The sequence below is a fragment of the Mycolicibacterium helvum genome (assembly GCF_010731895.1).
In the GTDB taxonomy this organism is placed as follows: domain Bacteria; phylum Actinomycetota; class Actinomycetes; order Mycobacteriales; family Mycobacteriaceae; genus Mycobacterium; species Mycobacterium helvum.
In genome coordinates this window covers 999,440-1,021,472 of sequence record NZ_AP022596.1, presented here as the reverse complement: position 1 = coordinate 1,021,472, position 22,033 = coordinate 999,440, and the positions used below count along the sequence as shown (strand labels likewise).

Here is a 22,033-nt window from a genome sequence, read left to right as displayed (position 1 = left end):
GACACCATGGACACTGACGATCAGCTCGACGAGCATGCCGACATCCCAGCCGGCGGCGCCTCTGTTGACAGCCCGGCAAGTCCGCCGCCCCGGCGGGTGTCGCTGACGCTTCGCGCGCTGGTGATCGGCGTGGTGATGCTTGCCCTGGCGGCCGGGTTGGGCGTGATGACGTGGCTGTACATCGGTCAACGCGGCACCGTCGAGGCCAACGTTCGCGCCGCGCAGAATCAGCAGAAGGCCGAGCAGATCGCCCTCGAGTACGCCGTCAACGCGGCCGCGATGAACTATCAGGACCTCAATGGGTGGAAAGTCAACCTGGTCAAGGGGACATCGCCGGAGCTCAACGACAAGCTGTCCAAGGCGGCTACTTCCATGCAACAGCTTCTGGTGCCGTTGCAGTGGACGTCGACCTCCAAACCGCTTGCCGCCAAGGTGCGTTCGGACGTCAACGGCGTCTACGTTGTCGACACCTTCGTCAGTGTGCTGACCAAGACCACCCAGGCGCCCGACAACCTGCAATCCACCGCGACCTACAGCATCACCATCGACAGCAATAACAACTGGCTCATCACCGATGTCGGCGGAATCAGCGCCGTCGTTGCCGGCAAGTGACCCGCGGGCGAGCTGCCCGGCTCGGGCCCATTCTCGCCGTGGCGGCGGTGGTCGGCACGGGCCAGGCATCGATACCGCTCGCGCACGCTGCCGACACGGTGACCTACGAGATCGACTCCGACACCATTGCGGTCGTCGACGTCGAGTTCATGCAGCCGGGTGGCCGTGTGCTGGTGACCGGGGTATCGCTGCCGTGGCGGATCGACGTCCCGCTCGATGACGCGCGAGGGCCGACGGGCACGGGCGCACAGTTGCGTGCGGATTGGCGTCGCATCCGCAGTCCGGCCAAATGGGTCACCGTCCGCATCTTCGCCAATGGCGAAATGCTCTGCGAGAGTGTCTTGGACGTCGGCAACGCCACCTGTTACGGCAACACCCCGCATTCCGGTTGACCGGAGAATAGGCGGACGGTTCAGGTGGGTGCGACCAGTCGTTTGAGGTAGGGGCTGAACCGCAACGCGTCGACGAACAACAGCGTGTCGGTGTCTCGGACACCGATCACCGACTGGACACTGGTGCCGACGAATTCCATCAGCTCGTAGGGGTCGGCACCGGTGACGGTGAGGTGCAGGTCGAAATTGCCCACGCACCGGGCACCGAACACGACGTTGGGCATCTCGATCAGCGCAGCCAGGGCAGCCTCGAGGTTACGGCGGTCGACCCGGATGGACAGGGACGCAATGACTCCGGCCATTCCCAACGCCACCGGTTCCACCATCGCCACCACCTGGGCGAGTCCCGCGCGCGACAGCCGGGAAGACCGCGCCCGGATCGTCCCCTCCGAGACGCCGAAGGAGCGGGCCATGCTGCGGCTCGATTGGCGTCCGTCGCGCACGAGTTCTTGAAGAAGTGCAACGTCGAGATCGTCGAGTTCGATCCGCGGACAAGGCAACCGTATTGGGGGCGCATCGACGGCCAGGAACAACTGCCGCCCGCGCGGACTGACGGCGGTATCGGTTGCGAGGTCGACGTCGAGGGACGCTACACCGGGGACCAGCGAGAGCGCATCGATGATGGCATTGAGTTCTGCGCGGTCGGCAGCCAGGAAGTAGCCGAGGATGTCATGGGATCCGAGAACCACGGCGACGGCTTCGCAACCGGCAAGCATGGCGATGTCGTTGGCAACCTCACGAGGCGCGCGCAACCGGGTCTTCATCCGGCAGATGACGAACCACTCGAAACCGGCTGCCTCCCAATCGATCAACGCGGTGAATACGAGGACACCAGCTTCGACGAGTTTGCGGATTCGGACGCTCACCGCCGATTCGCTGATGCCTATTCGCTGGGCGAGATCGCGATTGGTCACCTTGCCGTCAAGCAACAGATGGTTGACGATCGCCTTGTCCACCTCATCGAGAGTGGCGTCCGCACGACCGCGCGCCGCGAATCCGGTCGATCCGCGCGTCGCGCCGCGAACGTTCGGTGGATGCAGGACTGCTCGGTCAGCCGCGGCCAGTGGGCCCTTGGCGGGTGGCGTAACTGCCACTCGGCGTCCTCCAAGCGATCAGGGGGCAATAGCCAGGCGGCTCGCTGACAGCACGCAGCCCCGACGGTACGATGCTTACTTCAGACTAGACGGTCAAATGATGCAAGTTTGCGTGTCTGTCGCAATCAAAGGCCGCGCGTCATCGACCGCTGACGATGATGAATGTCAGACGATCCAGGTCCAGGCGTAGGCGTGCTTGAGGGATGCGACACCGTCCATGGTCTCCGCGCGGCGCACTCCCGGGATCAGGGCGATCTCGTCGAAGATGCTGTTCAGCAGGGTCGAGCGGTCGCTCGAGTGCAGCACAACAACCAGATCGACGGGCTCCAGTACCCGGGTTATCTGCGCGACGTCCTCCCGGCGCGCGAGCGCCTTGGCGATGTCGCCGACCTTCCCGGGAGCGGCCGACACCAGAAGATAGGCGTGAGCGCCCACCCCCGACAGCACCACGTCGGACACCGCCTGAATTCGGAAAACCCGGTCGGTCAGCATTCTCTTGATGCGGACGCGCACCGTACCCTCTGACACCCCGAGATCGGCGGCGATCTGCCGGTTGCTGCGTCGGGCGTTCTGCTGGAGCAGCGCGATGATCGACAGGTCCATCTGATCGACGGTCTCGCTGACCTGAGCTTCGGGAGTGCTGCCGGCGTCTGCACTCAAAAGCGCCCATTTGGAGTCGTATTTCAAGACGTCGAGCGCGATGCTGCCATGAACAACGCCGACTCCCTTGATCTTCGGCAACACCCTGCCGAAGAGGTCGGCCAGGTGCTGCCGGTCGCGACCGAGTAGGGCGACAACGATGTCGAACCTGCCGGTACAGATGGTGACGCCGATCGACTCCGGCAGTTTCGCCATTTCGGCGGCGACGGCGTGGACGGGTCGGCCCGCCACCTGGATCAGCGCGAAGGCGAACTCGCGATGGCCGAAGAGCCGGATGTCGGTGATCGCGACCACGCGCATGACACCGGCATCCTCCAATCGGCGCAGACGGGCGGCGATCGTGACTTCGTTGACGTGCAATCGCGCCGCGAGCGTCCGGTTTCCCGCGCGTCCGTCGTGGGTGAGCTCTTCGATGAGCGCCCGGTCGAGGTGGTCGAGTTCCGCAGGTGTTGCGGCCGAACCTTGGTCGAGCGTGCCACTGTTGGTTCTGTTGGCTCCGGCCCGAGTTGCCACGGTGATTCCCATCCGATCTGACGGTTGTGACCCAGTCTCGTCGCGACACTCTACGCAATTTGCAGGCAAGGGCGGGCGACCTGGCAATTGTTCACTCCTGCGATGGTGACACCCGGCCGCGGGCCGCGGACTAGACGTCCGACCACATCTCTACATAATGCGTATTGATTTCTCTGATGTGCTACGCAAAACTAGGATATTCGGTTGTGATGTGCCACACTCGGGTGGCGCTTGGGTCGCATACCGCGCGCTGAAACGACGCCCACCTTCGCGCGTCACGGACACCTTGGTCATCGCTCTAGAAGGGAGCCAGGAAATTGGTGGACTCTGTCTGGCTTGCACAAGCCCCGCCGATGTATCCGGTGCCACCGGCTGATCTGTCGGCGCCACACTCGTGGAGCCTGCTGTTCACCGTGGTGTGCATCGGGTTCTTCCTCGCCGCCTTGACCTGGGCCATCCGGTTGGCGATGCGGGGAGAAATGCTGGGTGTCGTCTTCCTCGTTGGTGGACTGTGCATGGGACTACTCGAGCCGTATCTGGACTACCTCGGTCTGCTGTGGTTTGCCCAGGACAACGTCGCGGTCGCCGTCAACCTGTTTGGTCGGCACATTCCGCTCTATGTCGTTCTCGGGTATTCCTTTTTCTTCGGCCTGCAGGCCTACATCATCTACCGAGCCATCCACGTGGGTAAGGGCCCCAGGTTCTTCCTGTACGCGTTCGCGCTGTCGTGGGTGTTCGATGCCGCATTGCAGATCAGTGGTGCGCAGCTCGGTCTCTACCAGTACTACGGACAGCAGCCGTTCCTGTTCCTGGGGGCACCGATGTGGTGGTACACCATCGATGCGACCCTGCAGCTGACAGCGGGACTCATCTTCTTCTTGCTGCGTGATCGACTCGTGGGCTGGGGCCAGCTGCTGGTCATTCCCATGCTGCCGGGCCTCTACGCCGGCCTCAACGGCGCGCTTGGCTGGCCGGTCTTCACGGCACTGAACAGCAATTTCACCCCTGCGGTCAACGGCAACGGCTCGTGGCCCCTGGTCTACCTCGGCGGTGTCGCCACGGTGGTCCTTGCCGGACTGCTGGTCTGGCTCGTGCTGGGGGAGATCTCCCGCGCCCAACGTCGTGCAGGCATCGAGATCGACCGCGACGCGACTCTGCGTGACGTCTTCCTGACCAAGATCGGCGTCGCACCCCAGGGCTGGGCAGGTTCAACACCGGCTGCCAAGACCCCAACCGGGTCGTGAAAAACAGCTCCACCCAACAAATCTGAAGGTAAGGCGGCCGTCGCGCCCCGGTGTGCGACCGCCGCGCACTGTCTCACAGCAGCCCAACGGCCTGATCCTCACCCAGGGAAACTCATGACCACAACCACCACTGCACAACCCGTTGCACGGTCCGTCGGCATTTTCGGAATCGCGGCCGGCGTCGCGCTACCGGCCTTCATCGGAATCGGGTTCATCCTCGCCGGGTTCATCCCGCCGCCCGGCCCGTACGCCGCCGACGTGACGGCCGAGTACTTCCACCACGACATCGACCTGAAACGGCTTGGGGTCATCCTGGTGATCGTGGGCGGCAGCATGTTCATGCCCTTCGGAGCAGCGATCGCCAATCGCCTGCGCCACGTCGCCGGAATCGGGCCGCTGGCCGCCATGACGCAGTTCGGCGCCGCCGTCATCGCCACCACCTTGATGATGATCTGCGGCACGATGATGTTGGTCGGACTGCATCGGCCTGATATGGCCGACAGTTCCTATCAATTGCTCAATCATGTGACCTGGATGGCGCTGATCGGCCTGTGGCAACCCGGTGCGATGCAGGCTGCTGCCACCGCGTGGGCGATCCTCGGGGACTCCTCGTCCACCCCGGTATTCCCGCGGTGGGTCGGCTGGTACAGCCTCTGTATGGCGTTCGGATCGTTGACCGGGTCACTGATTCCGTTCTTCACCTACGGACCGTTCACCTGGAACGGCTTCATCAGCTTCTGGATTGCCGGAGCCATCTTCTTCGCCTGGTACAACATCATGGTCCTCCAGCTGTACTTCGCTCACCGTCGCAACCGCGCCGACCGTGCAAAGGCGGCCGTCCGATGACACAACAGGCCGTGCGAACCACACCGGCGCCCCCAACGCGCCCCGCACCACGCGTCCCCGGCGAGCCGGGTGTCTGGGTCTTCATCCTGGCCGAGATGGCGATCTTCACAGCACTTTTCGGCGTCATCGTCTGGAACCGCGCACACCAGCCGGAGGCATTCGCCGCAGGCTCACGGGTGCTCAGCCAACCCCTGGGGTTGGTCAACACCGTCGTGCTGATCGTCGGCTCTGTCCTGGTCGTGCTGGCCATCGACGCCATGCACGCCGATCGATTCCAGCAGGCATCGCGCTACCTCGGCGGGGCCATGGCCACCGGAGTGTTCTTCATGGCCGTCAAGGCCGTTGAATACCACTCGGTGATCGATCACGGAATGTGGATCCACACCAACACGTTCTGGATGATCTATTTTGCCGTCACCGGGGCGCATCTGCTGCATGTGCTGTTGGGAACCGTCACCTTGGGCCTGATGCGCGCACGTACGGCAGCTGGTCTGCCCGGGCCCCGCGATCGCGAGCTCTTCATCTCCGCAACCTGCTATTGGCACATGGTCGACCTCTTGTGGCTGGTGCTGTTCCCACTCTTCTACTTGGTGAACTGACATGACAATTCTCTCGGACAACAGCGCGTCGCTGAAAAAGACGGCGGTCACCGTCGGAGTCGTCCTGGCGGTGATCACCGTCGGGTCCTACGTCCTGGGCATCGACCATCTCCTCGGGTTCAGCCGGCTGGCGATGGCGGTCGTTCTGGTGGCGTCGTTCGTCAAGGTCTGGCTCGTCACCCAGTACTTCATGGACATCCGCCATTCCCCGCGATGGTTGCAGCTGATCGTCAACGGCTGGACGCTGTTGAGCGCGGCAGTGGTCATCGGGCTCTACGTCTGGCTGTAGCTGACGGGAATACGCATGGGATTTGGAACAGAACACGTAGTCTCCAAACATGGCCCGTCACGTGTTCGACGACAAACTGCTGGCGGTGATCGCAGGCAACTCGCTGGGTGTGCTGGCGACCATCAAACGGGACGGTCGCCCGCAGTTGTCCAACGTGACCTATCACTTCGACCCGCGCAATCTGGTCGTCGAGGTTTCCATCACCGAACCGCGCGCCAAGACTCGCAACCTGCGGCGCGACCCGCGGGCCTCGATCCTGGTGTCCTCAGATGACGGCTGGTCCTATGCCGTCGCCGAGGGGAACTCCATCCTCACTCCACCGGCGGCCGCACCGGATGACGACACCGTCGAGGCCCTCATCGCGCTCTATCGCAACGTCGCCGGTGAACATCCGGATTGGGACGACTACCGCCGGGCGATGGTCACCGACCGCCGGGTGCTGCTGACGATGCCGATCTCGCATGTCTACGGAATGCCGCCAGGCATCCGCTGAAGAGCTCACCGTCACGTTAGGCTGACCAGCATGGCCGAATCAGAGTCCGATCCGCAGGACGACACCAAGCAGAAGTTCCGCGAGGCGCTGGAGCGCAAGAAGACCAAATCGGCGAGTGGCTCCGCGCACACCGACCGCGGTGCCAAGCAATCCCGTACGCAGGGGCCGGTAGAGAACCGCCGGGAGTTCCGCCGCAAGAGCGGCTAGCCGGCGATCCGCTCGGGAAGCCTTACCGCAGAGCGACTTCCGCACATGATCCGCGCGCTGACCAATGCAGCCAGGAGCACGGCGGTGCAGTAGAGGCCGTCGTCCTTCAGCCCCCACTTCACCGACACCAGGGTGGCCAGCCCGGCCACGCACAATAGGATGCCGACGCCAACGCTACGGGCGCCGCTGACCGCGATCGGCCCGTCCCAGCCGGGCAGCGGGTTGTTCTCGAGCGGCCGGAGTGCGACGAACAGCGCCGCAACTCCTACCGCCATGAGCACCAACTGTGCGATGGAGGTCATCAGGAAATCCGGCTGCCCGGGATAGCGGGGATGGCCGGTGACATCGAACAGCAGATGGATCCCGAGCAGTGCCGGCATGTGCCACAGGTACAGCGTCATCGCGCCCGAGTTGCCGATCGCCGTCAGCCACCAGATTCGCGGGTGTTGCGCCCAGCGCCCAATAGCCGGTGCGGCGGCAATGATCAAGCAGCACATCATGATTGCGTGTCCGGCCAGCAGCAGCGATGGTGGTGTCATATTGGCCATCCGTTGGCCCTCGATACCGACCAGGCTCAGTTCGTAGGGCCCGAACGTCACCAGTGCGACGTTGCCGGCCAGCATCGTCAGCCCCGCGCGCAGCGCCGTCGCCGGCCGCAGCACTCCACGTCGGTAGGCCACCCCGAACATGCCGGGGATCAGCCACACCGCGAGGTTCGCATACCCCAGTGCCTGCCAGCCGGGAACCGCGAGCCGGATGATGTCGACGACCGCCACCGCCAGGTAGACCGCCGTGACGCCGGCGACCAGTTGTGTCGCGGTGGTGACCCGCATCAGGAGCGGCATCGCCGCCAGCATCAGCACGTAGGCGCCCAGGAACCACAACAGCTGGGTCGAGACCCCGGCCACCGGGCCGTAGACATGCGGTGCCAGGACCTGGCGCAGCACGGTCAACGCCACGGCCCAGAACGTCAGGTAATAGAAGACCGGCCGAAAAAGCCTGGCGCAGCGCTTCATCAGCCACTGGCCCCAACCCACGTCGGCTCGCCACGACGCCATACTGGCCGCGGCACCGGCGAAGAAGAACAGCGGCATGATCTGAAAAATCCACGTCGCGGCCTGGAAGACCACCGAGGTGGTCAACAGGTTGTCCCAGTGCAGGACACCGTCGGTGATGATGCTGGTTGCCATCACGGTGTGGCCCGCGACGACGCCGAGCAGCGCGCAGATCCGGATGACGTCGATCGCCCGGTCACGATCCGGCGGTGTCTGTGCCGCAACGTCGGCGGGCGTGGGGAACGCCAATCTCATGCAGGCGAATCTAGCCTTCTTCGGCGTAGGTAGATCTACCTGATTTCTCTCCAGACTCCTGCCAGAGGATGGCCGCAAGGCAGGCCAGCGCCAGCACCCCGATCGCGGCGGCGAACACGGTCCCGCCGGTGCGCAGGCCCCAGGCCTGGGCGGCGAAACCCTCGCCGATCACCGGGATCGAGATCGCGATGTAGGCCACCACGAAATAGGTGGAGCTGACTTCGGCCCTGCGCTGCGCGGGCGTGCGCTGCGCCACGGCGGCCAACCCGCGGCTGAAGCTGATGCCCTGGCCGATACCGGACACCACCGCCGCGGTGATCAACCCGGCCAGCGACGAATAGTGCAGCGCCGCAGCGAGAACACCCATGCCGACGGCCAGGATCGCGCACCCGAGTGCGACGGCGCGCTGCGGCGGGATGCGCGCCCCGGCGATCTGCGCGATCGCCGAAGCGCCGAAGATGGACCCGGCCATCAGGCCGGCCAGCGCATGATTGCCGATCCCGATGATGTTGGTCAGCATCGATGGCGCGACCGAGGTGAACAGGCCCGTGACGGCGAAGCCGGCGAACGCGGCCAGCGCGGCGACGACGAATACCGGCCGAACCTCGGGTGGCACCGATAGCCGTTGCAGCCCCAGCTTTCCGGATCGGCTGGCCGTTTCCGGAATCAGCAGCACCGCGATCGCGGCCAGCACGACAAGCGCGATGTGCACGATGAACGTGAGCTGCAGCGGGGCCGGAGCGTACTGAGCCAGGATGCCGGCCAGCACCGGCCCGGTGCCCAGGCCGCCGATGTTGGCAATGGTGGCCACCGCAGGTGCGCGGGTCCGCCAGCTCGGTGGCGCGGCTTCGATGACCGCAGCGGTGGCGGTGCCGGTGAACAGGCCGGCCGACAACCCCGACAGCACTCGGCCGATCAGGAGCAGCGGTACCGAATCCGCGATCAGGAACACCACGGCGCTGGCCAGCGCGCAGACCGTGCCGGCCAGCAGCACGGGACGACGGCCGATCGCGTCGGACCACCGGCCGAACACCAGCAGCGCGAACAACACCCCGCCGGCGTAGCTGGCGTAGATGACCGTCGTAGTCAGGACGGTGAAATGCATGCGTTCGGAGTACAGCGCGTACAGCGGGGTGGGCAGGGTAGTGCCGACCATGAGCGCGGCGAAGGCATAGGCCAGCAGCGCCAGGGCGAGATCTCGCCGGGTGTGGGTCATGAGATCCGGCGGGCAGGAGCGGAGCGACCAGGGGTCATAGCGAAGTCAACGTTATCGGCACGTCAACACCATTCCCGCAGCCGGCGAGATTCTCACCTCATTTAGTGGTGGGTGGCCTTCTCGGCGCCGACGCCGGTCAGCGACCGCACCTCCATTTCGGCATTGAGCTCCGGATCGCCGGCGTCCGACGACGTCAACGTCCCGACGATGCCGAGGATGAATGCCAGCGGGATCGAGACGATGCCGGGGTTGGCCAACGGGAACCAGTCGAAGTCCGCACCGGGGATCATCGCGGTCTTGTTTCCCGAGACAGCCGGCGAGAAGACGATCAACAACAGGCAGCTGATCAGGCCGCCGTACATGCTCCACAACGCACCGCGGGTGTTGAACCGCTTCCAGTACAGCGAGTACACGATCGTCGGCAGGTTGGCCGAGGCCGCGACCGCGAACGCCAGCGCCACCAGGAAGGCGACGTTCTGGCCGTTGGCCAGGATGCCCAGCCCGATCGCGGCGATGCCGAGGACCACCGCGGTGATCCGGGACACCCGCACCTGCTCGTCCTCGGTCACCTTGTGACTCTTGAGCACGCTGGCGTAGACGTCGTGGGCGAACGACGCCGACGCGGTGATGGTCAGGCCCGCGACCACGGCAAGGATGGTGGCGAACGCCACCGCCGAGATGATGCCGAGCAGGATCACCCCGCCGAGCTGGAATGCCAGCAGCGGTGCGGCCGAGTTCTGCCCGCCCGGGGCGGCCAGGATTTTGTCCGGACCGACGATAGCTGCCGCGCCGTACCCCAGGGCCAGGGTGAACAGGTAGAAGGCGCCGATCAACCCGATCGCCCAAACCACCGACCGCCGAGCCTCTTTGGCGGTAGGCACCGTGTAAAAACGCATCAGCACGTGCGGTAAACCGGCCGTGCCCAGCACCAGCGCCAGGCCCAGCGACAACAGGTTGATCTTCGAGGTGGTGTTGGCGCCGTACTGAGCGCCAGGAGCCAACACGTCCCGGCTGGACACGCCCTTGGTGGTTGCCTCATGCACCATGTGCTGCGCCGAGCCGAGGATCTCGGAGAAGTTCAGCCCGAACTTCACCAGCACCATCACGGTCATGATCGCCGCCCCGGTGATCAGCAACACGGCCTTGATGATCTGCACCCATGTGGTGCCCTTCATGCCGCCGACCAGGACGTAGACGATCATCAGCACACCGACCACCGCGATCACGACGGACTGGGCGGTGCGGCCATGGACGTCGAGCAGCAGTGCGACCAGGCCACCGGCGCCGGCCATCTGCGCCAGCAGATAGAACAGTGACACCGCCATCGTGGAGGTGGCCGCGGCCACCCGCACCGGCCGCTGCTTGAGCCGGAAGCTCAGCACGTCGGCCATGGTGAATTTGCCTGTGTTACGCAGCAATTCGGCTACCAGCAGCAGGGCGACCAGCCACGCCACCAGGAACCCGATGGAGTAGAGGAAGCCGTCATAGCCATACACCGCGATAGCGCCAGCGATGCCGAGAAAGCTTGCCGCAGAAAGATAATCACCGGCGATGGCGATGCCGTTCTGCGGCCCGGAGAATGCGCGGCCGCCGGTGAAGAACTCGGTGGCGTTGGTGTTGGAGCGGCCGGCGCGGATCACAATGAACAGCGTGATGAGCACGAAGGCCACGAAGATGCTGATGTTGACGGCCGGGTTGCCGATCCGGCTGGCTTCGGCGAGCACGGTGGTGGTCACTTCTGGGCGCCTTCCATCTCGGCGCGGATGGCTTCCGCGCGCGGGTCGAGCTCCCGGTTAGCGAACCGCACATACAGACCGGTGATCAGGAACGTCGTCAGGAACTGGCCCAGCCCGATCAGCAGGCCGAGGTTGATGTTGCCCCACACCTTGATGGCCATGAAGTCGTGGGCGAAGGCGCCCAACAGGACGTAGGTGGCGTACCAGATCAGGAAGAACGCCGTGGTCGGGAAGACGAAGCGGCGCAGGGTGCGGCGCAGCTCCTGAAACTCGGGGCTGGCCTGTACCGCCAGGTATTCGGTGCCGCTGGGATGGGTTTCCCGTGGCGGCAGGTCGGTTGTGGGCACCGCATGCTCCTCAGCTCAGTGTTGTGACTCCGATCGTGCCCACAGGGTATTGAGAGGTGGGTCACAGCCCTAGGGGTCGCGCGCACCCTGCGGTAAACGGTTGCCCGGCGGCGCTGAACGGTAGGGGTCAGCCGCGGGGGACCCGCTCCACACCCATGCCCAGGCGTTCCGGCACGTGCATGCGGGCGAAGATCCGCGCCACGTCGGCGGGCGCGTCGCCGCGGGTAAGCCGGCTGACGAGCGCCATCGTCGCGAACGCCAGCGGCACCGTGACGGCGGCGGGGTAGCCGATCAGCGCCGTCAGCCAGCCGCCGAGCACCTCGTCGTCGACCCAGCCGGTGACCGCGACCAGGATGGCTGCCCCCGAGGCCAGAGCACCGACCACCAACCCCGCGATGGCGCCGGCTGCGGTCAGCCCGCGCCACCAGATCCCGAGCACCAGCAGCGGGCACAGCGTGGACGCGGCGACAGCGAACGCCAGGCCGACCCCGCGGGACAGTTCCAGGGTGGGCGCGACCAGGGAGAGCGGAATCGGGATGAGCCCGGCGACCAGCGCCGCGGCCCGAAAGTCGCTGACCCGGCCGCGCAGCACGTCGGTGGACAGCGAACCAGCGATGCTGACCAGCAAGCCCGACGAAGTCGCCAGGAATGCCGCGATGGCGCCTGCCGCGACCAGGGCAGCGATCAGTTCACCGGGCAGGCCCGCGATAGCGGCCGACGGCAGCAGCAGCACCGCGGCGTCCGCCTTGCCGGTGATGAGCAACTGTGGCACGTAGAGCCGGGCGAACACCCCGAGCAGGACGGGGAACAGATAGAACAGGGACAGCAGGACGATCACGGACAGCGCGGTCCGCCGCGCTGCGCGCCCATCGGGGTTGGTGTAGAAGCGAACCAGCACGTGCGGCAGCCCCATGGCGCCAAGGAATGTGGCCACCATGATCGAAAACACCTGATAGAGCGGGTGTTTGCCGCCCAGTCCGCCGCCACTCTGGATCCACGCCGCGCCGTTGGCCGGTGCGCCGCTGACGACCGGGGTGTGCGCGCCAGCGGCCAATGTCAGGGTGGTTCCCGTCGGCAGGGAGTACTCGCCAGGGGACCCCAGCGTGCCGTTATGGGCCGGACCGCTCACCGTCAGGCCGGTCGGGTCAGCGACGGTGACGACAACGTCGGTGTCTATCGTGACGACGGTCTGTTGATCCACCGTGGGCGCAAGCGGGCCGCCGAGCTGGGGGTGCTCGTGGCCGAAGTGCACGAGCAGCACCAGCGCGGGGGCGGCGACGGCCGTCAGTTTCAGCCAGTACTGGAACGCCTGCACGAAGGTGATGGACCGCATGCCGCCGCCGACGACATTGGCGATGACGATCCCGCCAACCGCCAGCGGACCGAGCCACACCGGCACGCCGAGAAGGGCTTTCAGGGCTATGCCGGCGCCTTGGTATTGGGGGATCAGGTAGAGGATGCACACCGTGACGACCACCACCATCGCGACCCGGCGCACGCGCGACGAGCCCAGCCGGAACTCGGCGAAATCGGGCACGGTGTAGGCGCCGGAGCGGCGCAGTGGCGCGGAGACGAACAGCAGCAGACCCAGATAGCCGGCGGTGAATCCGACCGGGTACCACAGCGCGTCGGCTCCATACTTGGCGATCAGCCCGGCCACACCGAGAAATGAAGCCGCCGAGAGGTATTCACCGGAGATCGCGGCGGCGTTCCAGCGGGGGCCGACGGTGCGGGAGGCCACCAGGAAATCGGATGTGGTGCGCGACAGCCGAATCCCGTAGGCGCCGACGGCCACCGTCGCGACGGCGGAAGCCAGTAGGCCGCCGGCGGTCAGCGCCGTCGCTGTCGAGGTCATAGCGGGCTCTCATCGTCGACCACGCCGATGAAGTCGCGTTCACCCTGTTCGGCCAGCCGGATGAACAGCCGGCCGACGCCGTACAGAGCTGGATAGACCAACACCGCCAGGGTCAGCCAGTTCAGTCGCATCCCGAATACGGTGGCGGCGGACAATTCTGGGAACACCGCATTGAGCAACGGCAGTGCGGCCATTCCGCCCGCGACCACCGCAGCCAGCCGCAGTGCCAGGCCGAGCTGGGCTCGCACCAGACCGCGCACCAGTGCGTCGCCGATCTCGGTCTGCTCCTGGACCTCGACGCGGGTGTGCACCACGCGGGTGCCGCGCCGGTGGGCCAGCACGACGCGTTCACGTTGCGGGCGGCCCGGCTTAGTCATCGGTCGTCCCGGGCCGGAAGGTTCGCATCGGGTCGCGGATCAGGCGGTCGCGCAGCTCGCGGGCCTGACGGCGACTCACCGGCAGCTCGACGGCCGCCGACGCGCCGTTGGCCCGCATCCGCACCATCGTCGACGCCCCCGATGTGCGCAGGCCGGTCACCATGTTCAGTGCGACCAGGTAGGAGCGGTGCACCCGCTGGAAGCCACGGTTGCGCCAGCGATCTTCCAAGGTGCTCAACGGAATTCGCACCAGATGCGAGCCGGATGCGGCGTGCAGCCGGGCGTAGTCACCTTCGGCCTCGACCCAGCCGATGGTATCGCAGCGCACCAGCTGGGTGACTCCGCCGAGCTCGACGGGAATGGTGTCGGCGGCCGCCTCGTCGACCGGCGGGGCCGGCTCGGTGGTGCGCGTGGTGACGACCCGCCGGATGGCCTCGTCGAGGCGCTCCTTGCGGATCGGCTTGAGCAGGTAGTCCAGCGCGCCGACCTCGAAGGCGGCCAGCGCCTTGTCGTCGTGCGCGGTGACGAAGACGACGGCGGGCGGGTGCGCGAAATTGCCCAGCACACCGGCTAGTTCGAGGCCGGACAGCCCTGGCATGTTGATGTCGAGGAAGATCGCGTCGACCGTGCGTTCGTTGATGATCCGCAGCGCGGAGGTGGCGTCGCCGGCGCCGGTCACCTCGGCGACGTCGGGGTGCTCACCGAGCAGATAGGTGAGCTCGTCGAGCGCGGGGGCTTCGTCGTCGACCGCGAGCACCCACAGCTGAGCCGTCATGCCCGTCCTCTCTGGTTCAAACCCGCACGCCCGTGCGGAACTTCGGCACCCGCATGATCACCTTCGTACCCGCATCCGGGGCGGTCTCGACCACCAGACCGTAGTCGTTGCCGAACGCCGCGCGCAGTCGATGGTCGACATTGCTCAGCCCGACGTGGGCGGTCTGCTCACCCTCACCCAGCACGTCGCCGTGCCCGGACCGAAGGATCTCGGGGTCCATGCCGATACCGTCGTCCTCCACGCTGATGACACAGTCGGAACCCTCGTTGCGGGCGACGATTTCGATCGAACCGGCTTGCCGGCCGGCCAGGCCGTGCCGCACCGCGTTTTCCACCAGCGGCTGCAACGCCAGGAACGGCACCACGACGGTCAGCACCTCGGGCGCGATCTGCAGTGTCACCGACAGATTCGGGCCGAAGCGGGCGCGTTCCAGGGTCAGGTAGCGGTCGATGTTGCGCAGTTCGTCGGCGAGCACGGTGTAGGGGCCCGCGGAGCGAAACGAGTACCGGGTGAAGTCGGCGAACTCCAGAATGAGATCGCGCGCCCGGTCGGGGTCGGTGCGGACGAACGACGCGATTGTGTTGAGCGCGTTGTAGATGAAGTGCGGGCTGATCTGCGCGCGCAGCGCGAGCACCTCGGCGCGATCGAGGCGGGCCCGCGACGCGTCCAGTTCGGCCAGCTCGAGCTGGCTGGCGGCGTAGCGCGCGACCTCGGCGATGGCACCGAGCATGCCCGGCGACGGTTCATCGGTGTTGACCACGACGAGCACGCCGATCACGATGCCGTCGTCGTGGGGGATGGGTTGGGCCACCACGGCGGGGGACTGGTCGCGCGCCAGCACCCGGCGCTGGCCGGCGATCGCGTCCCGCGCGGTGCGGTGGCAGGTCTCCAGGGTGGCCGGTGTCCACAGTGAATCGCCGGGCGGGTCGAACGCCAGCAGTGCCGTGCCGCCGTCGTAGATCGCGACGCCGTCGGAGCCGGTCAGGCCGCGCAGGTGCGGGGCGGCGGCGGCCGCGGAGTCGGCGTCCAGACCCTTGCGCAGCGAGCGCGCCGCCAGCGAGGCCGTGTGCAGCGCGGCGTGCACCGTGCGCTCGGTCGGGGTGCTGACCACGCTGCGGGTCAGGACGGCGATGGCGCCGACGATCAGTGCGACTGCGGCGAGTGCGACCGCCAGTGCGAGCGCTACCGCACCCGACATGTCGTCTTCTCGCTTACTGAACTGGGCAGGCGTACTTTCGGGCCACGTCGAATACCCGCTCCTGTGCACCGGGGCCGATGACCCCTTGGGCGGCCAGTTCCAACCCGATGTAGCCCGGTATGCCGCCGATGCACGCCTGATGAGCAACGCGCCACGCAGTGTCGGGATTCAGGTTGTAGCCATTGCGGGCCAGGCCCTGCATGTATACGTCGAATTCCGGCGAGCCCTGGTCCGGTATCGCGTGCGCGGTGCCGGCCAAAGCAATCGCGGTAACGACCGCCCCGACAACAGGTGCAATCGCCCGTCTCATGTCCATCTCCTAGGGGTGTATCCACGCAGGAATCGCTACACGATCGCACACCTGAGCGGCACAGATGCCCGAACCGTCCCGATCGTCGTCCTAGACTGTCGGCCATGGCGAGACTGCAGCTCACCCAGGATCCCGCGTCCGACGACCTGTTGAGTGAGGCTCCGTTCGCCCTGCTGACCGGCATGCTGCTGGATCAGCAGATTCCGATGGAGACGGCCTTCGCGGGGCCGCGCAAGATCGTCGAGCGCATCGGCGGTATCGACCCCCGGCTGGTAGCCGACTACGACCCGGAGCAGTTCACCGAGAAGTTCTCGGAAACGCCTGCTGTTCACCGCTTTCCGGGCTCGATGGCCAAACGGGTGCAGGATCTGGCGCGCGAGATCGTCGACCGCTACGACGGTGACGCCGCGCAGCTGTGGCTCGACGGCAACCCCGACGGCGCCGAGGTGCTGCGCCGGCTGAAGGCACTACCCGGTTTCGGTGAGCAGAAGGCCAAGATCTTCCTGGCCCTGCTGGGCAAGCAGTATGGCGTCACGCCGAAGGGCTGGCGTGAGGCGGCCGGCGATTACGGCAGGCCCGGCACCCACATGTCGATCGCTGATGTGGTCGACAAGGGGTCGCTGGACGAGGTCAGGGCATACAAGAAGAAGATGAAAGCCGCAGCGAAGGCGAAGGCCTGAGCCATAGGGTTGCCGAAGGCGAAGGCCGGATAACGGAGGAACCATGAAGACCCACATCAACTGTCCCTGTGGCGAGGCGATCAGCGCCAAGGATGAGGACGAGCTCGTCGACCTCACCAAGGCCCACCTGGCGGCCGCACACCCCGGCATGGACTACGGCCGGGACGAAATCTTGTTCATGGCCTACTGAGCCGGTATCGCCCGCGAAATTGGCACCACGCAGAGGTCTACTCGAACTTCTTCTACGTGGCGTCAATCTCGGCGGCAAGGTTGAGCCGGCCGGCTAGGCCACCCCGACGGCGGCCTCCAGTTCCGCGAGCGCGACCTCGGTCAGCGGAATGAGGCCGTCGACGTCGGGAAGCACGTCGCGGTCGGCGACATAACCGATGCCGATCCGGTCGGCGTAGGAGCACAGTGTCACGTTGAGCGCCATCCCGTCGTAGACCACCGACACGGGGTAGATCTCGTCGACGCTGGCGCCGTTGAAGTAACTCCGCTCGCGGGGGCCCGGCACGTTGGAGATCGGCAGGTTGTAACTGGGCCGCACCCACGAGCCGAACGGCAGTAGCGGGGAGAGCGCCGTCGGCACCACGGCCGGCATCAGCACCAGCAGCATTGCGCCAGGGCCGCGAGTGGTGACCTGATGTTTGACGCCTGCCATCGCGTCGTGGATCAGGTTCAGCCGCTCGGCTGGGTCGTCGATCTCGGTGGCCAGCGGACACAGCCCGAGGCCGAACTGGTTGCCGTGCCCGTCGGGCGTGGCCGCGTCGCGCTCGCGCACCGTCACCGGGCACAGCGCCACCAGGGACTGGCTGGGCAGCTCGTCCTGCTCGGCCAGCCAATCCCGCAGCACACCGGCGATCAACGCCGTCGCAACGTCATTGCCGGTGACGTCGGCAGCCTGCTGAATAGCCCGAATTCGGTTACGGTCCAGGCTGGTTGCCGCGAAAACCCGGTCGGGGCCCAGCTTGGTGTTGAACCGGGTGTGCGGGGCGCCGAATGGCGCCGCGACTGTGCGCGTGGTCAGGCCGCGCACGATGTTCGCCACTTCTGCGGACGCGACGTTGCGGGCCAGGCTCAGCCCGGACGCCGCGGCGCCCGCGACGTCACGTACCACCGACAGCGGATTGAAGCCGCGCTGTTTCGGGGTGAGCTCGTCGGGCGTGGTGCTGGCGTAGAAGGGTGGCATCGCGCGCCGATCGGGATCGGTGGTCAGCGAGTCGGCGATCTTCTGCAGCCCCGCGACGCCATCGACGACGATGTGATGGATCTTGATGTACAGGGCACATCGGCCGTCGGCGAGCCCGTCGATCAGATACGCCATCCATAGCGGTGCCGACCGGTCGAGCGGCTCGGCGTGCAACTCGGACACCAGCTCCCACAGTGCCGAGGTGGTCGAATCGTGCGGCAGCGTCAGCCGCTGCAGGTGGCGGCTCAGGTCGAGATTGGCCACCTCGCGCCACACCCACAGGCCGCCGGTATCCACGCCGCGGTGCGGGCAGCGGCGCAGCCGGGGGTCGACGGGATCGGGCGCGGTCAGTGCCTGCTCGTACATGTCGTCGATGAACGTGGTACCCGTCATGCCCTCGGGCGGGCTCATGATCAGCGCGATCGCGACATGCATGGGGCTCGAGATCAGCTCGGCCGTCAGCATCATCGCGTCGATGGGGTCGAGCGTCTCCATGAACCCACCTAGGGTTGGGATTGCGATTTCCCAACCCTAGCGCGGCTTTTCGGGCCTCAGGGGACGACGGTCGAACCGATCGTCGGCATGAAGGTGCACTGCTTGTCCACAGTGGTCACCTGGCCGAAGATCGTCGACATGATGCTGCCCGAGCCGGTGTCGGCGATGGCGGTCAGCGTGGTCGGTCCCGCGGAGTTGATGTCGGGATTGGGTTTCAGCGTGACGCTGCCGGACTTGCCGGTGGTCAGGTTGACCCAGGTGACATTCAGCGGGAGCTTCTGCTCGGCGGCCGGTGCCGGGGTGCCGACGGCGGTGAACACGTAGGCGGTCTGACCGGCGACCGGTCCTGGCGTGGGGATCTTCGCCGGCCCGGCGACCGAGATCGCGGTCGCAATCACGTTGCCGCCGTCCTTCAGGCAGCCGTTGCTGATCGACGGGTACATGAAGTCTTGGGTGGGCGGCGCTGCCGGGTCGTAGTTCGGGGCGGCCGCCGCTGCGGGCGCGGGGTTCGGCGTTGCGACGTTGATCGAGTTACCGGCCGGCGTGGCCGACGGCGACGGCGGCGCGGCCGGGTTCACGACGGTCACCGGGGTGGGCACCTCGGGCATCGCCTCCGGCGCCGGGCCGACGGCATGCGCCGGGTCGATGCCGATGGGCAGATGCGCCTCGGTGCCGAAGATCGCGCTGGGTGCGGCGCCGGTTGCGGGCAGATGTTCAGGCAGGGGGACAGGACCGTTGCCGGTGCCGGGCGTCAGCAGCGGCGTGGTGCCGTGCGCGATGCCACTCACTGCCTGGGCGGCGGGGGGAGCCGCCGAAGGCAGTGCGGCGGAGGGGCCAGCGGCCCCGCCCTCCTGCACGAATTTGGTGACCTGCTGGGCCAGCGCCGCCGAACCGGCCGGCGTGGTGGCGTTACCAGCGAGCTGCGAAGCCGCCGCGAGCAGCAGCGACTGCGCCGATGAGGGGTTCCCCGCGGCCTGCTGGACCACCGGTCCGAGCATCTGCATGGCGTCGAGGCCGGGCAGCTGGCCGGGATCCAGCGGGATGGCCGGGTCCGCGGCCGCGACCGGGCTGAACGCCAGGTGGGTCGCGGCCACGAGCGCGGCGGTGGTCAGCCCGATTGCCAGTCTGGCGATCTGCGGCACGGTGAACTCCCTCATCGGGTAGTGGTTGGTCAGGGCAGAGCGGACAGCGGCAGCAGCTGGCCGAGGCCAGCGCCACCCGGGGTGGTCGGCGCCACCGGCGGGTTACTGGCCGGCGGCACACCGGCCGGTCCGGCAACCCCGGTGGCCACGGGGGCTACCGGCGTTGGCTGGCCGACGGCCAGGCTGTCGCCGATCTTGACCGGGAACGGCATGTTCGACGGCGTCAGGCTGGCCAGGTCGCCGGGCATGCCGAGCTGGTTCAGCAGCGGAATGATCGGCGCGGTGATGCTGCCACCGGGAATGGCGTTGGCGGCCGGCGCGGTGGCCGGAGCGCCGGCGATCGGCGAGACCGGCAGCGTTGACGGAGCTCCGCCGATCGGCGAGACCGGCAGCGTCGACGGTGCGCCGGTCAGGGCCGACGCGCCGCCGAGGGCGGTCGCGGCGGTCTGCAGCAGCGCCGCGGCGCTGGCCGGATTCGTGGCGAATTGCTGCAGCATGGCAAGACCGGGCACGCCGGGAACGGCGGGCGAAACGCCCGGGTCAGCCGCGGCGGACGGGCTGAGTGCGAGCGCAACCGAGCACAGCCCGGCTGCTCCAATCACATTGGCGGCGAACAGCTTTGAAATATTTGGCATGGTTATCCCAATCCTCGAGTGCAGGTCTGAACCCGAAGGTAGTCCGTTACTAGAGTTACTCAAGTGACACGTGTGGTGTTTATTCAACCGTTACGGCAGTGATGGCCGATGGTGATGCACGGGGCCGTCGCGGGCCGGCCGGTGTTCGGCGCGGTGACGTGCGCCGAACGCGCCCGGCGCTCGCCAGCGCGCCGAAGTCGTGGAGTCGGCCGCATCCGTCGCTACAGTCGCACGGTGGACACGACGGCCCCGGCGGCGCGGCCAGCCTGGCTGGCCGGCGTGTTGCTGCTCGTCAGCGTCGCCGCCCGCCTGGCCTGGACCTACCTTGTGCCCAACGGTGCCAACTTCGTCGACCTGCACGTCTATCTCGGTGGCGCGGCCGCGCTCGACCACCCCGGCACGCTGTACTCCTACGTCTACGCCGATCAGACCCCCGACTTCCCGCTGCCGTTCACCTACCCGCCGTTCGCCGCGCTGGTGTTCTATCCGCTGCACCTGCTGCCGTTCGGGCTGGTCGCCTTCTGCTGGCAGGTCGGCATTGTTGCCGCGCTCTACGGTGTGGTCAGGGTCAGTCAACGGCTGCTCGGGGTGCCGGCCTGGCAAGGCCATCGTGTCGCGATGCTGTGGACCGCCGTCGGTATCTGGATCGAGCCGCTGCGCAGCAACTTCGACTACGGCCAGATCAACGTCATCCTGGTGCTGGCGGTCCTGTACGCCGCCTACAGCAGTCGGTGGTGGCTATCGGGCCTGCTGGTCGGTGTGGCGGCCGGCATCAAGCTGACCCCGGCCATCACCGGGCTGTACTTCCTCGGTGTGCGCCGCTGGGGCGCAGCGGCCTTCTCCGCGCTGGTGTTCTTCGCGACCGTCGGGCTGTCCGTCGCGGTGATCGGTCAGCAGGCCCGCTTCTATTTCACCGACCTGCTCGGTGACGCGAGCCGCGTCGGCCCGATCGGAACCTCGTTCAATCAGTCCTGGCGCGGCGCGATCTCGCGGATTCTCGGCCATGACGCCGGCTACGGGCCAATCGTGTTGGCCGGCATCGTGGTGACGACGGCGCTGGCGTTGCTGGCCTGGCGCGCGCTGGACGGTGACCGGTTGGGCTTGTTGTTGGTGGTGCAGCTGTTCGGCCTGTTGATCTCACCGATCTCGTGGACGCATCACTGGGTGTGGCTGCTGCCGTTGATGATCTGGCTCATCCACGGTCCGTGGCGGAGCAGGGCGGGTGCGCGGTTGCTGGGGTGGGGCTGGCTGGTGCTGACGCTGATCGGGGTGCCGTGGCTGCTGAGCTTCGCCCAGCCCACGATCTGGCAGATCAGCCGGCCCTGGTATCTGGCCTGGCCAGGTTTGATCTACATCGTGGCAACGCTGACGACGCTGGCCTGGATTGCGGCTAGCGGTCGCCGACAATCTCGTTGATAGCGGCCGCCATCTGCACGTCCTTGGCGGTGATACCACCTTCGGAATGCGTCACCAGGGTGAAAGTGACTGTCCGCCAGCGAATATCGATGTCGGGGTGATGGTCCTTGGCCTCCGCGTGTTCGGCGACCCGGCGGACGGCGTCGATGCCGTCCAGGAAGGCCGGGAATTTCACCGAGCGGCGCAGCGCACCGTCGGTGTGCTCCCAGCCGTCGAGATCCCCGACGGCGGAATCGATTTCTTCATCGGTTAGCGGCATGGTCCAAGTCTTCCCCGGTCGGCACCCGAGGGGAAGGTCAACAAAGAACCAGGACATCTGTCTCAAGTTCGGGACTCGTTTGCCGGAGCGGTGTTAGGTTGCCAGCGTTGCTCGACAGCTCCGTCTCAAGAAGCGGGACGGTAC

The 22,033-nt window shown here is 66.7% G+C and carries 26 protein-coding genes; 11 read left to right on the top strand and 15 right to left on the bottom strand.

Features of this window, described 5'->3' with window-relative positions; genetic code table 11:
- The first annotated feature begins 6 nt into the window (after positions 1-6).
- Together G6N38_RS04520 and G6N38_RS04515 are read left to right on the top strand one after the other, a co-directional pair.
- Complete coding sequence (locus G6N38_RS04520) at positions 7-612, top strand: hypothetical protein (protein ID WP_163751799.1); 606 nt, start codon at positions 7-9, stop codon at positions 610-612.
- Positions 609-1,004, top strand: coding sequence for a hypothetical protein (locus tag G6N38_RS04515; protein ID WP_246227693.1), 396 nt, complete (start codon positions 609-611; stop codon positions 1,002-1,004). Before G6N38_RS04520 ends, G6N38_RS04515 begins: the two co-directional genes overlap by 4 nt.
- Positions 1,005-1,024: 20 nt before the next feature.
- On the opposite strand, the gene G6N38_RS04510 is transcribed toward G6N38_RS04515, so the two are convergent.
- Positions 1,025-2,098, bottom strand: coding sequence for an Lrp/AsnC family transcriptional regulator (locus G6N38_RS04510; protein WP_163746442.1), 1,074 nt, complete (start codon positions 2,096-2,098; stop codon positions 1,025-1,027).
- A gap of 165 nt (positions 2,099-2,263) precedes the next feature.
- The gene (locus G6N38_RS04505) at positions 2,264-3,283 is read right to left on the bottom strand and encodes an Lrp/AsnC family transcriptional regulator (protein WP_163746441.1); all 1,020 of its coding nucleotides are present in this window, start codon (positions 3,281-3,283) and stop codon (positions 2,264-2,266) included.
- 308 nt (positions 3,284-3,591) lie between these two features.
- On the opposite strand from G6N38_RS04505, the gene G6N38_RS04500 reads away from it, so the two are divergent.
- The 6 genes from G6N38_RS04500 (at position 3,592) to G6N38_RS04475 (ending at position 6,949) form a co-directional block, all read left to right on the top strand.
- On the top strand, positions 3,592-4,515 hold the full coding sequence (locus G6N38_RS04500; RefSeq protein WP_163746440.1) for a hypothetical protein: 924 nt from the start codon (positions 3,592-3,594) through the stop codon (positions 4,513-4,515).
- Positions 4,516-4,629: 114 nt separating this feature from the next.
- Positions 4,630-5,361, top strand: coding sequence for a hypothetical protein (locus G6N38_RS04495; RefSeq protein WP_163746439.1), 732 nt, complete (start codon positions 4,630-4,632; stop codon positions 5,359-5,361).
- Positions 5,358-5,960: a cytochrome c oxidase subunit 3 gene (locus G6N38_RS04490; RefSeq protein WP_163746438.1), complete on the top strand. Its 603-nt coding sequence runs from the start codon at positions 5,358-5,360 to the stop codon at positions 5,958-5,960. The genes G6N38_RS04495 and G6N38_RS04490 overlap by 4 nt, the downstream gene beginning before the upstream one ends.
- A 1-nt stretch (position 5,961) precedes the next feature.
- Positions 5,962-6,249 carry a cytochrome C oxidase subunit IV family protein gene (locus G6N38_RS04485; protein WP_163746437.1) on the top strand — a complete coding sequence of 96 codons (288 nt, stop codon included), beginning with the start codon at positions 5,962-5,964 and terminating at the stop codon, positions 6,247-6,249.
- Positions 6,250-6,298: 49 nt separating this feature from the next.
- Positions 6,299-6,742: a PPOX class F420-dependent oxidoreductase gene (locus G6N38_RS04480; protein ID WP_163746436.1), complete on the top strand. Its 444-nt coding sequence runs from the start codon at positions 6,299-6,301 to the stop codon at positions 6,740-6,742.
- A gap of 30 nt (positions 6,743-6,772) precedes the next feature.
- A complete protein-coding gene (locus tag G6N38_RS04475; protein ID WP_163746435.1) occupies positions 6,773-6,949 on the top strand; it encodes a DUF5302 domain-containing protein in 177 nt (58 codons plus the stop codon).
- Here the strand turns inward: G6N38_RS04475 and G6N38_RS04470 are convergent.
- The 9 genes from G6N38_RS04470 to G6N38_RS04430 form a co-directional block, all read right to left on the bottom strand.
- The gene (locus G6N38_RS04470) at positions 6,946-8,259 is read right to left on the bottom strand and encodes an acyltransferase family protein (protein ID WP_163746434.1); all 1,314 of its coding nucleotides are present in this window, start codon (positions 8,257-8,259) and stop codon (positions 6,946-6,948) included. The two genes, G6N38_RS04475 and G6N38_RS04470, sit on opposite strands and share 4 nt — an antisense overlap.
- Positions 8,260-8,269: 10 nt before the next feature.
- Entirely contained in the window at positions 8,270-9,475 is a 1,206-nt protein-coding gene (locus G6N38_RS04465; RefSeq protein WP_163746433.1) for an MFS transporter, read from the bottom strand.
- A gap of 101 nt (positions 9,476-9,576) precedes the next feature.
- A complete protein-coding gene (locus tag G6N38_RS04460; protein WP_163746432.1) occupies positions 9,577-11,211 on the bottom strand; it encodes a monocarboxylic acid transporter in 1,635 nt (544 codons plus the stop codon).
- A complete protein-coding gene (locus tag G6N38_RS04455; RefSeq protein WP_163746431.1) occupies positions 11,208-11,558 on the bottom strand; it encodes a DUF485 domain-containing protein in 351 nt (116 codons plus the stop codon). The genes G6N38_RS04460 and G6N38_RS04455 overlap by 4 nt, the downstream gene beginning before the upstream one ends.
- Before the next feature lie 127 nt (positions 11,559-11,685).
- Positions 11,686-13,413, bottom strand: coding sequence for a sodium/solute symporter (locus G6N38_RS04450; protein ID WP_163746430.1), 1,728 nt, complete (start codon positions 13,411-13,413; stop codon positions 11,686-11,688).
- Positions 13,410-13,790, bottom strand: a complete 381-nt coding sequence (locus G6N38_RS04445; protein ID WP_163746429.1) for a hypothetical protein — start codon at positions 13,788-13,790, stop codon at positions 13,410-13,412. The genes G6N38_RS04450 and G6N38_RS04445 overlap by 4 nt, the downstream gene beginning before the upstream one ends.
- Positions 13,783-14,565 carry a LytR/AlgR family response regulator transcription factor gene (locus G6N38_RS04440; RefSeq protein ID WP_163746428.1) on the bottom strand — a complete coding sequence of 261 codons (783 nt, stop codon included), beginning with the start codon at positions 14,563-14,565 and terminating at the stop codon, positions 13,783-13,785. The genes G6N38_RS04445 and G6N38_RS04440 overlap by 8 nt, the downstream gene beginning before the upstream one ends.
- A 16-nt stretch (positions 14,566-14,581) precedes the next feature.
- On the bottom strand, positions 14,582-15,763 hold the full coding sequence (locus G6N38_RS04435; protein ID WP_163746427.1) for a sensor histidine kinase: 1,182 nt from the start codon (positions 15,761-15,763) through the stop codon (positions 14,582-14,584).
- Between the two features lie 13 nt (positions 15,764-15,776).
- Positions 15,777-16,079, bottom strand: a complete 303-nt coding sequence (locus G6N38_RS04430; RefSeq protein WP_163746426.1) for a DUF732 domain-containing protein — start codon at positions 16,077-16,079, stop codon at positions 15,777-15,779.
- Positions 16,080-16,177: 98 nt separating this feature from the next.
- Between G6N38_RS04430 and G6N38_RS04425 the strand changes: the two genes are divergently transcribed.
- Positions 16,178-16,753, top strand: a complete 576-nt coding sequence (locus G6N38_RS04425) for an HhH-GPD-type base excision DNA repair protein (protein ID WP_163746425.1) — start codon at positions 16,178-16,180, stop codon at positions 16,751-16,753.
- A 43-nt stretch (positions 16,754-16,796) separates the two neighbouring features.
- The gene (locus tag G6N38_RS04420) at positions 16,797-16,943 is read left to right on the top strand and encodes a DUF1059 domain-containing protein (RefSeq protein WP_094478574.1); all 147 of its coding nucleotides are present in this window, start codon (positions 16,797-16,799) and stop codon (positions 16,941-16,943) included.
- 93 nt (positions 16,944-17,036) lie between these two features.
- Here G6N38_RS04420 and G6N38_RS04415 read toward each other — a convergent pair whose 3' ends face one another.
- From G6N38_RS04415 to G6N38_RS04405, 3 genes are read right to left on the bottom strand one after another with little or no spacing between them, the layout of a single operon-like run.
- Positions 17,037-18,437, bottom strand: a complete 1,401-nt coding sequence (locus tag G6N38_RS04415) for a wax ester/triacylglycerol synthase family O-acyltransferase (protein WP_163746424.1) — start codon at positions 18,435-18,437, stop codon at positions 17,037-17,039.
- A 56-nt stretch (positions 18,438-18,493) separates the two neighbouring features.
- Positions 18,494-19,594: an Rv1157c family protein gene (locus G6N38_RS04410; RefSeq protein ID WP_170314148.1), complete on the bottom strand. Its 1,101-nt coding sequence runs from the start codon at positions 19,592-19,594 to the stop codon at positions 18,494-18,496.
- Between the two features lie 14 nt (positions 19,595-19,608).
- Positions 19,609-20,214: a hypothetical protein gene (locus G6N38_RS04405; protein WP_163746423.1), complete on the bottom strand. Its 606-nt coding sequence runs from the start codon at positions 20,212-20,214 to the stop codon at positions 19,609-19,611.
- Between the two features lie 114 nt (positions 20,215-20,328).
- Between G6N38_RS04405 and G6N38_RS04400 the strand changes: the two genes are divergently transcribed.
- Positions 20,329-21,630, top strand: coding sequence for a mannosyltransferase (locus G6N38_RS04400; protein ID WP_407662973.1), 1,302 nt, complete (start codon positions 20,329-20,331; stop codon positions 21,628-21,630).
- Here the strand turns inward: G6N38_RS04400 and G6N38_RS04395 are convergent.
- Complete coding sequence (locus G6N38_RS04395) at positions 21,605-21,889, bottom strand: 4a-hydroxytetrahydrobiopterin dehydratase (RefSeq protein ID WP_163746421.1); 285 nt, start codon at positions 21,887-21,889, stop codon at positions 21,605-21,607. The genes G6N38_RS04400 and G6N38_RS04395 overlap by 26 nt on opposite strands.
- Positions 21,890-22,033 lie beyond the last annotated feature (144 nt).

Excerpts from the sequence above, each read along its gene's own strand:
- G6N38_RS04520 (WP_163751799.1), top strand. The coding sequence starts at position 7 with ATGGACACTGACGATCAGCTCGACGAGCATGCCGACATCCCAGCCGGC.
- G6N38_RS04505 (WP_163746441.1), bottom strand. The coding sequence starts at position 3,283 with ATGGGAATCACCGTGGCAACTCGGGCCGGAGCCAACAGAACCAACAGT.
- G6N38_RS04495 (WP_163746439.1), top strand. The coding sequence starts at position 4,630 with ATGACCACAACCACCACTGCACAACCCGTTGCACGGTCCGTCGGCATT.
- G6N38_RS04490 (WP_163746438.1), top strand. The coding sequence starts at position 5,358 with ATGACACAACAGGCCGTGCGAACCACACCGGCGCCCCCAACGCGCCCC.
- G6N38_RS04485 (WP_163746437.1), top strand. The coding sequence starts at position 5,962 with ATGACAATTCTCTCGGACAACAGCGCGTCGCTGAAAAAGACGGCGGTC.
- G6N38_RS04480 (WP_163746436.1), top strand. The coding sequence starts at position 6,299 with ATGGCCCGTCACGTGTTCGACGACAAACTGCTGGCGGTGATCGCAGGC.
- G6N38_RS04475 (WP_163746435.1), top strand. The coding sequence starts at position 6,773 with ATGGCCGAATCAGAGTCCGATCCGCAGGACGACACCAAGCAGAAGTTC.
- G6N38_RS04470 (WP_163746434.1), bottom strand. The coding sequence starts at position 8,259 with ATGAGATTGGCGTTCCCCACGCCCGCCGACGTTGCGGCACAGACACCG.
- G6N38_RS04465 (WP_163746433.1), bottom strand. The coding sequence starts at position 9,475 with ATGACCCACACCCGGCGAGATCTCGCCCTGGCGCTGCTGGCCTATGCC.
- G6N38_RS04450 (WP_163746430.1), bottom strand. The coding sequence starts at position 13,413 with ATGACCTCGACAGCGACGGCGCTGACCGCCGGCGGCCTACTGGCTTCC.
- G6N38_RS04445 (WP_163746429.1), bottom strand. The coding sequence starts at position 13,790 with ATGACTAAGCCGGGCCGCCCGCAACGTGAACGCGTCGTGCTGGCCCAC.
- G6N38_RS04440 (WP_163746428.1), bottom strand. The coding sequence starts at position 14,565 with ATGACGGCTCAGCTGTGGGTGCTCGCGGTCGACGACGAAGCCCCCGCG.
- G6N38_RS04435 (WP_163746427.1), bottom strand. The coding sequence starts at position 15,763 with ATGTCGGGTGCGGTAGCGCTCGCACTGGCGGTCGCACTCGCCGCAGTC.
- G6N38_RS04430 (WP_163746426.1), bottom strand. The coding sequence starts at position 16,079 with ATGGACATGAGACGGGCGATTGCACCTGTTGTCGGGGCGGTCGTTACC.
- G6N38_RS04425 (WP_163746425.1), top strand. The coding sequence starts at position 16,178 with ATGGCGAGACTGCAGCTCACCCAGGATCCCGCGTCCGACGACCTGTTG.
- G6N38_RS04420 (WP_094478574.1), top strand. The coding sequence starts at position 16,797 with ATGAAGACCCACATCAACTGTCCCTGTGGCGAGGCGATCAGCGCCAAG.
- G6N38_RS04415 (WP_163746424.1), bottom strand. The coding sequence starts at position 18,437 with ATGGAGACGCTCGACCCCATCGACGCGATGATGCTGACGGCCGAGCTG.
- G6N38_RS04410 (WP_170314148.1), bottom strand. The coding sequence starts at position 19,594 with ATGAGGGAGTTCACCGTGCCGCAGATCGCCAGACTGGCAATCGGGCTG.
- G6N38_RS04405 (WP_163746423.1), bottom strand. The coding sequence starts at position 20,214 with ATGCCAAATATTTCAAAGCTGTTCGCCGCCAATGTGATTGGAGCAGCC.
- G6N38_RS04400 (WP_407662973.1), top strand. The coding sequence starts at position 20,329 with ATGCACGGGGCCGTCGCGGGCCGGCCGGTGTTCGGCGCGGTGACGTGC.
- G6N38_RS04395 (WP_163746421.1), bottom strand. The coding sequence starts at position 21,889 with ATGCCGCTAACCGATGAAGAAATCGATTCCGCCGTCGGGGATCTCGAC.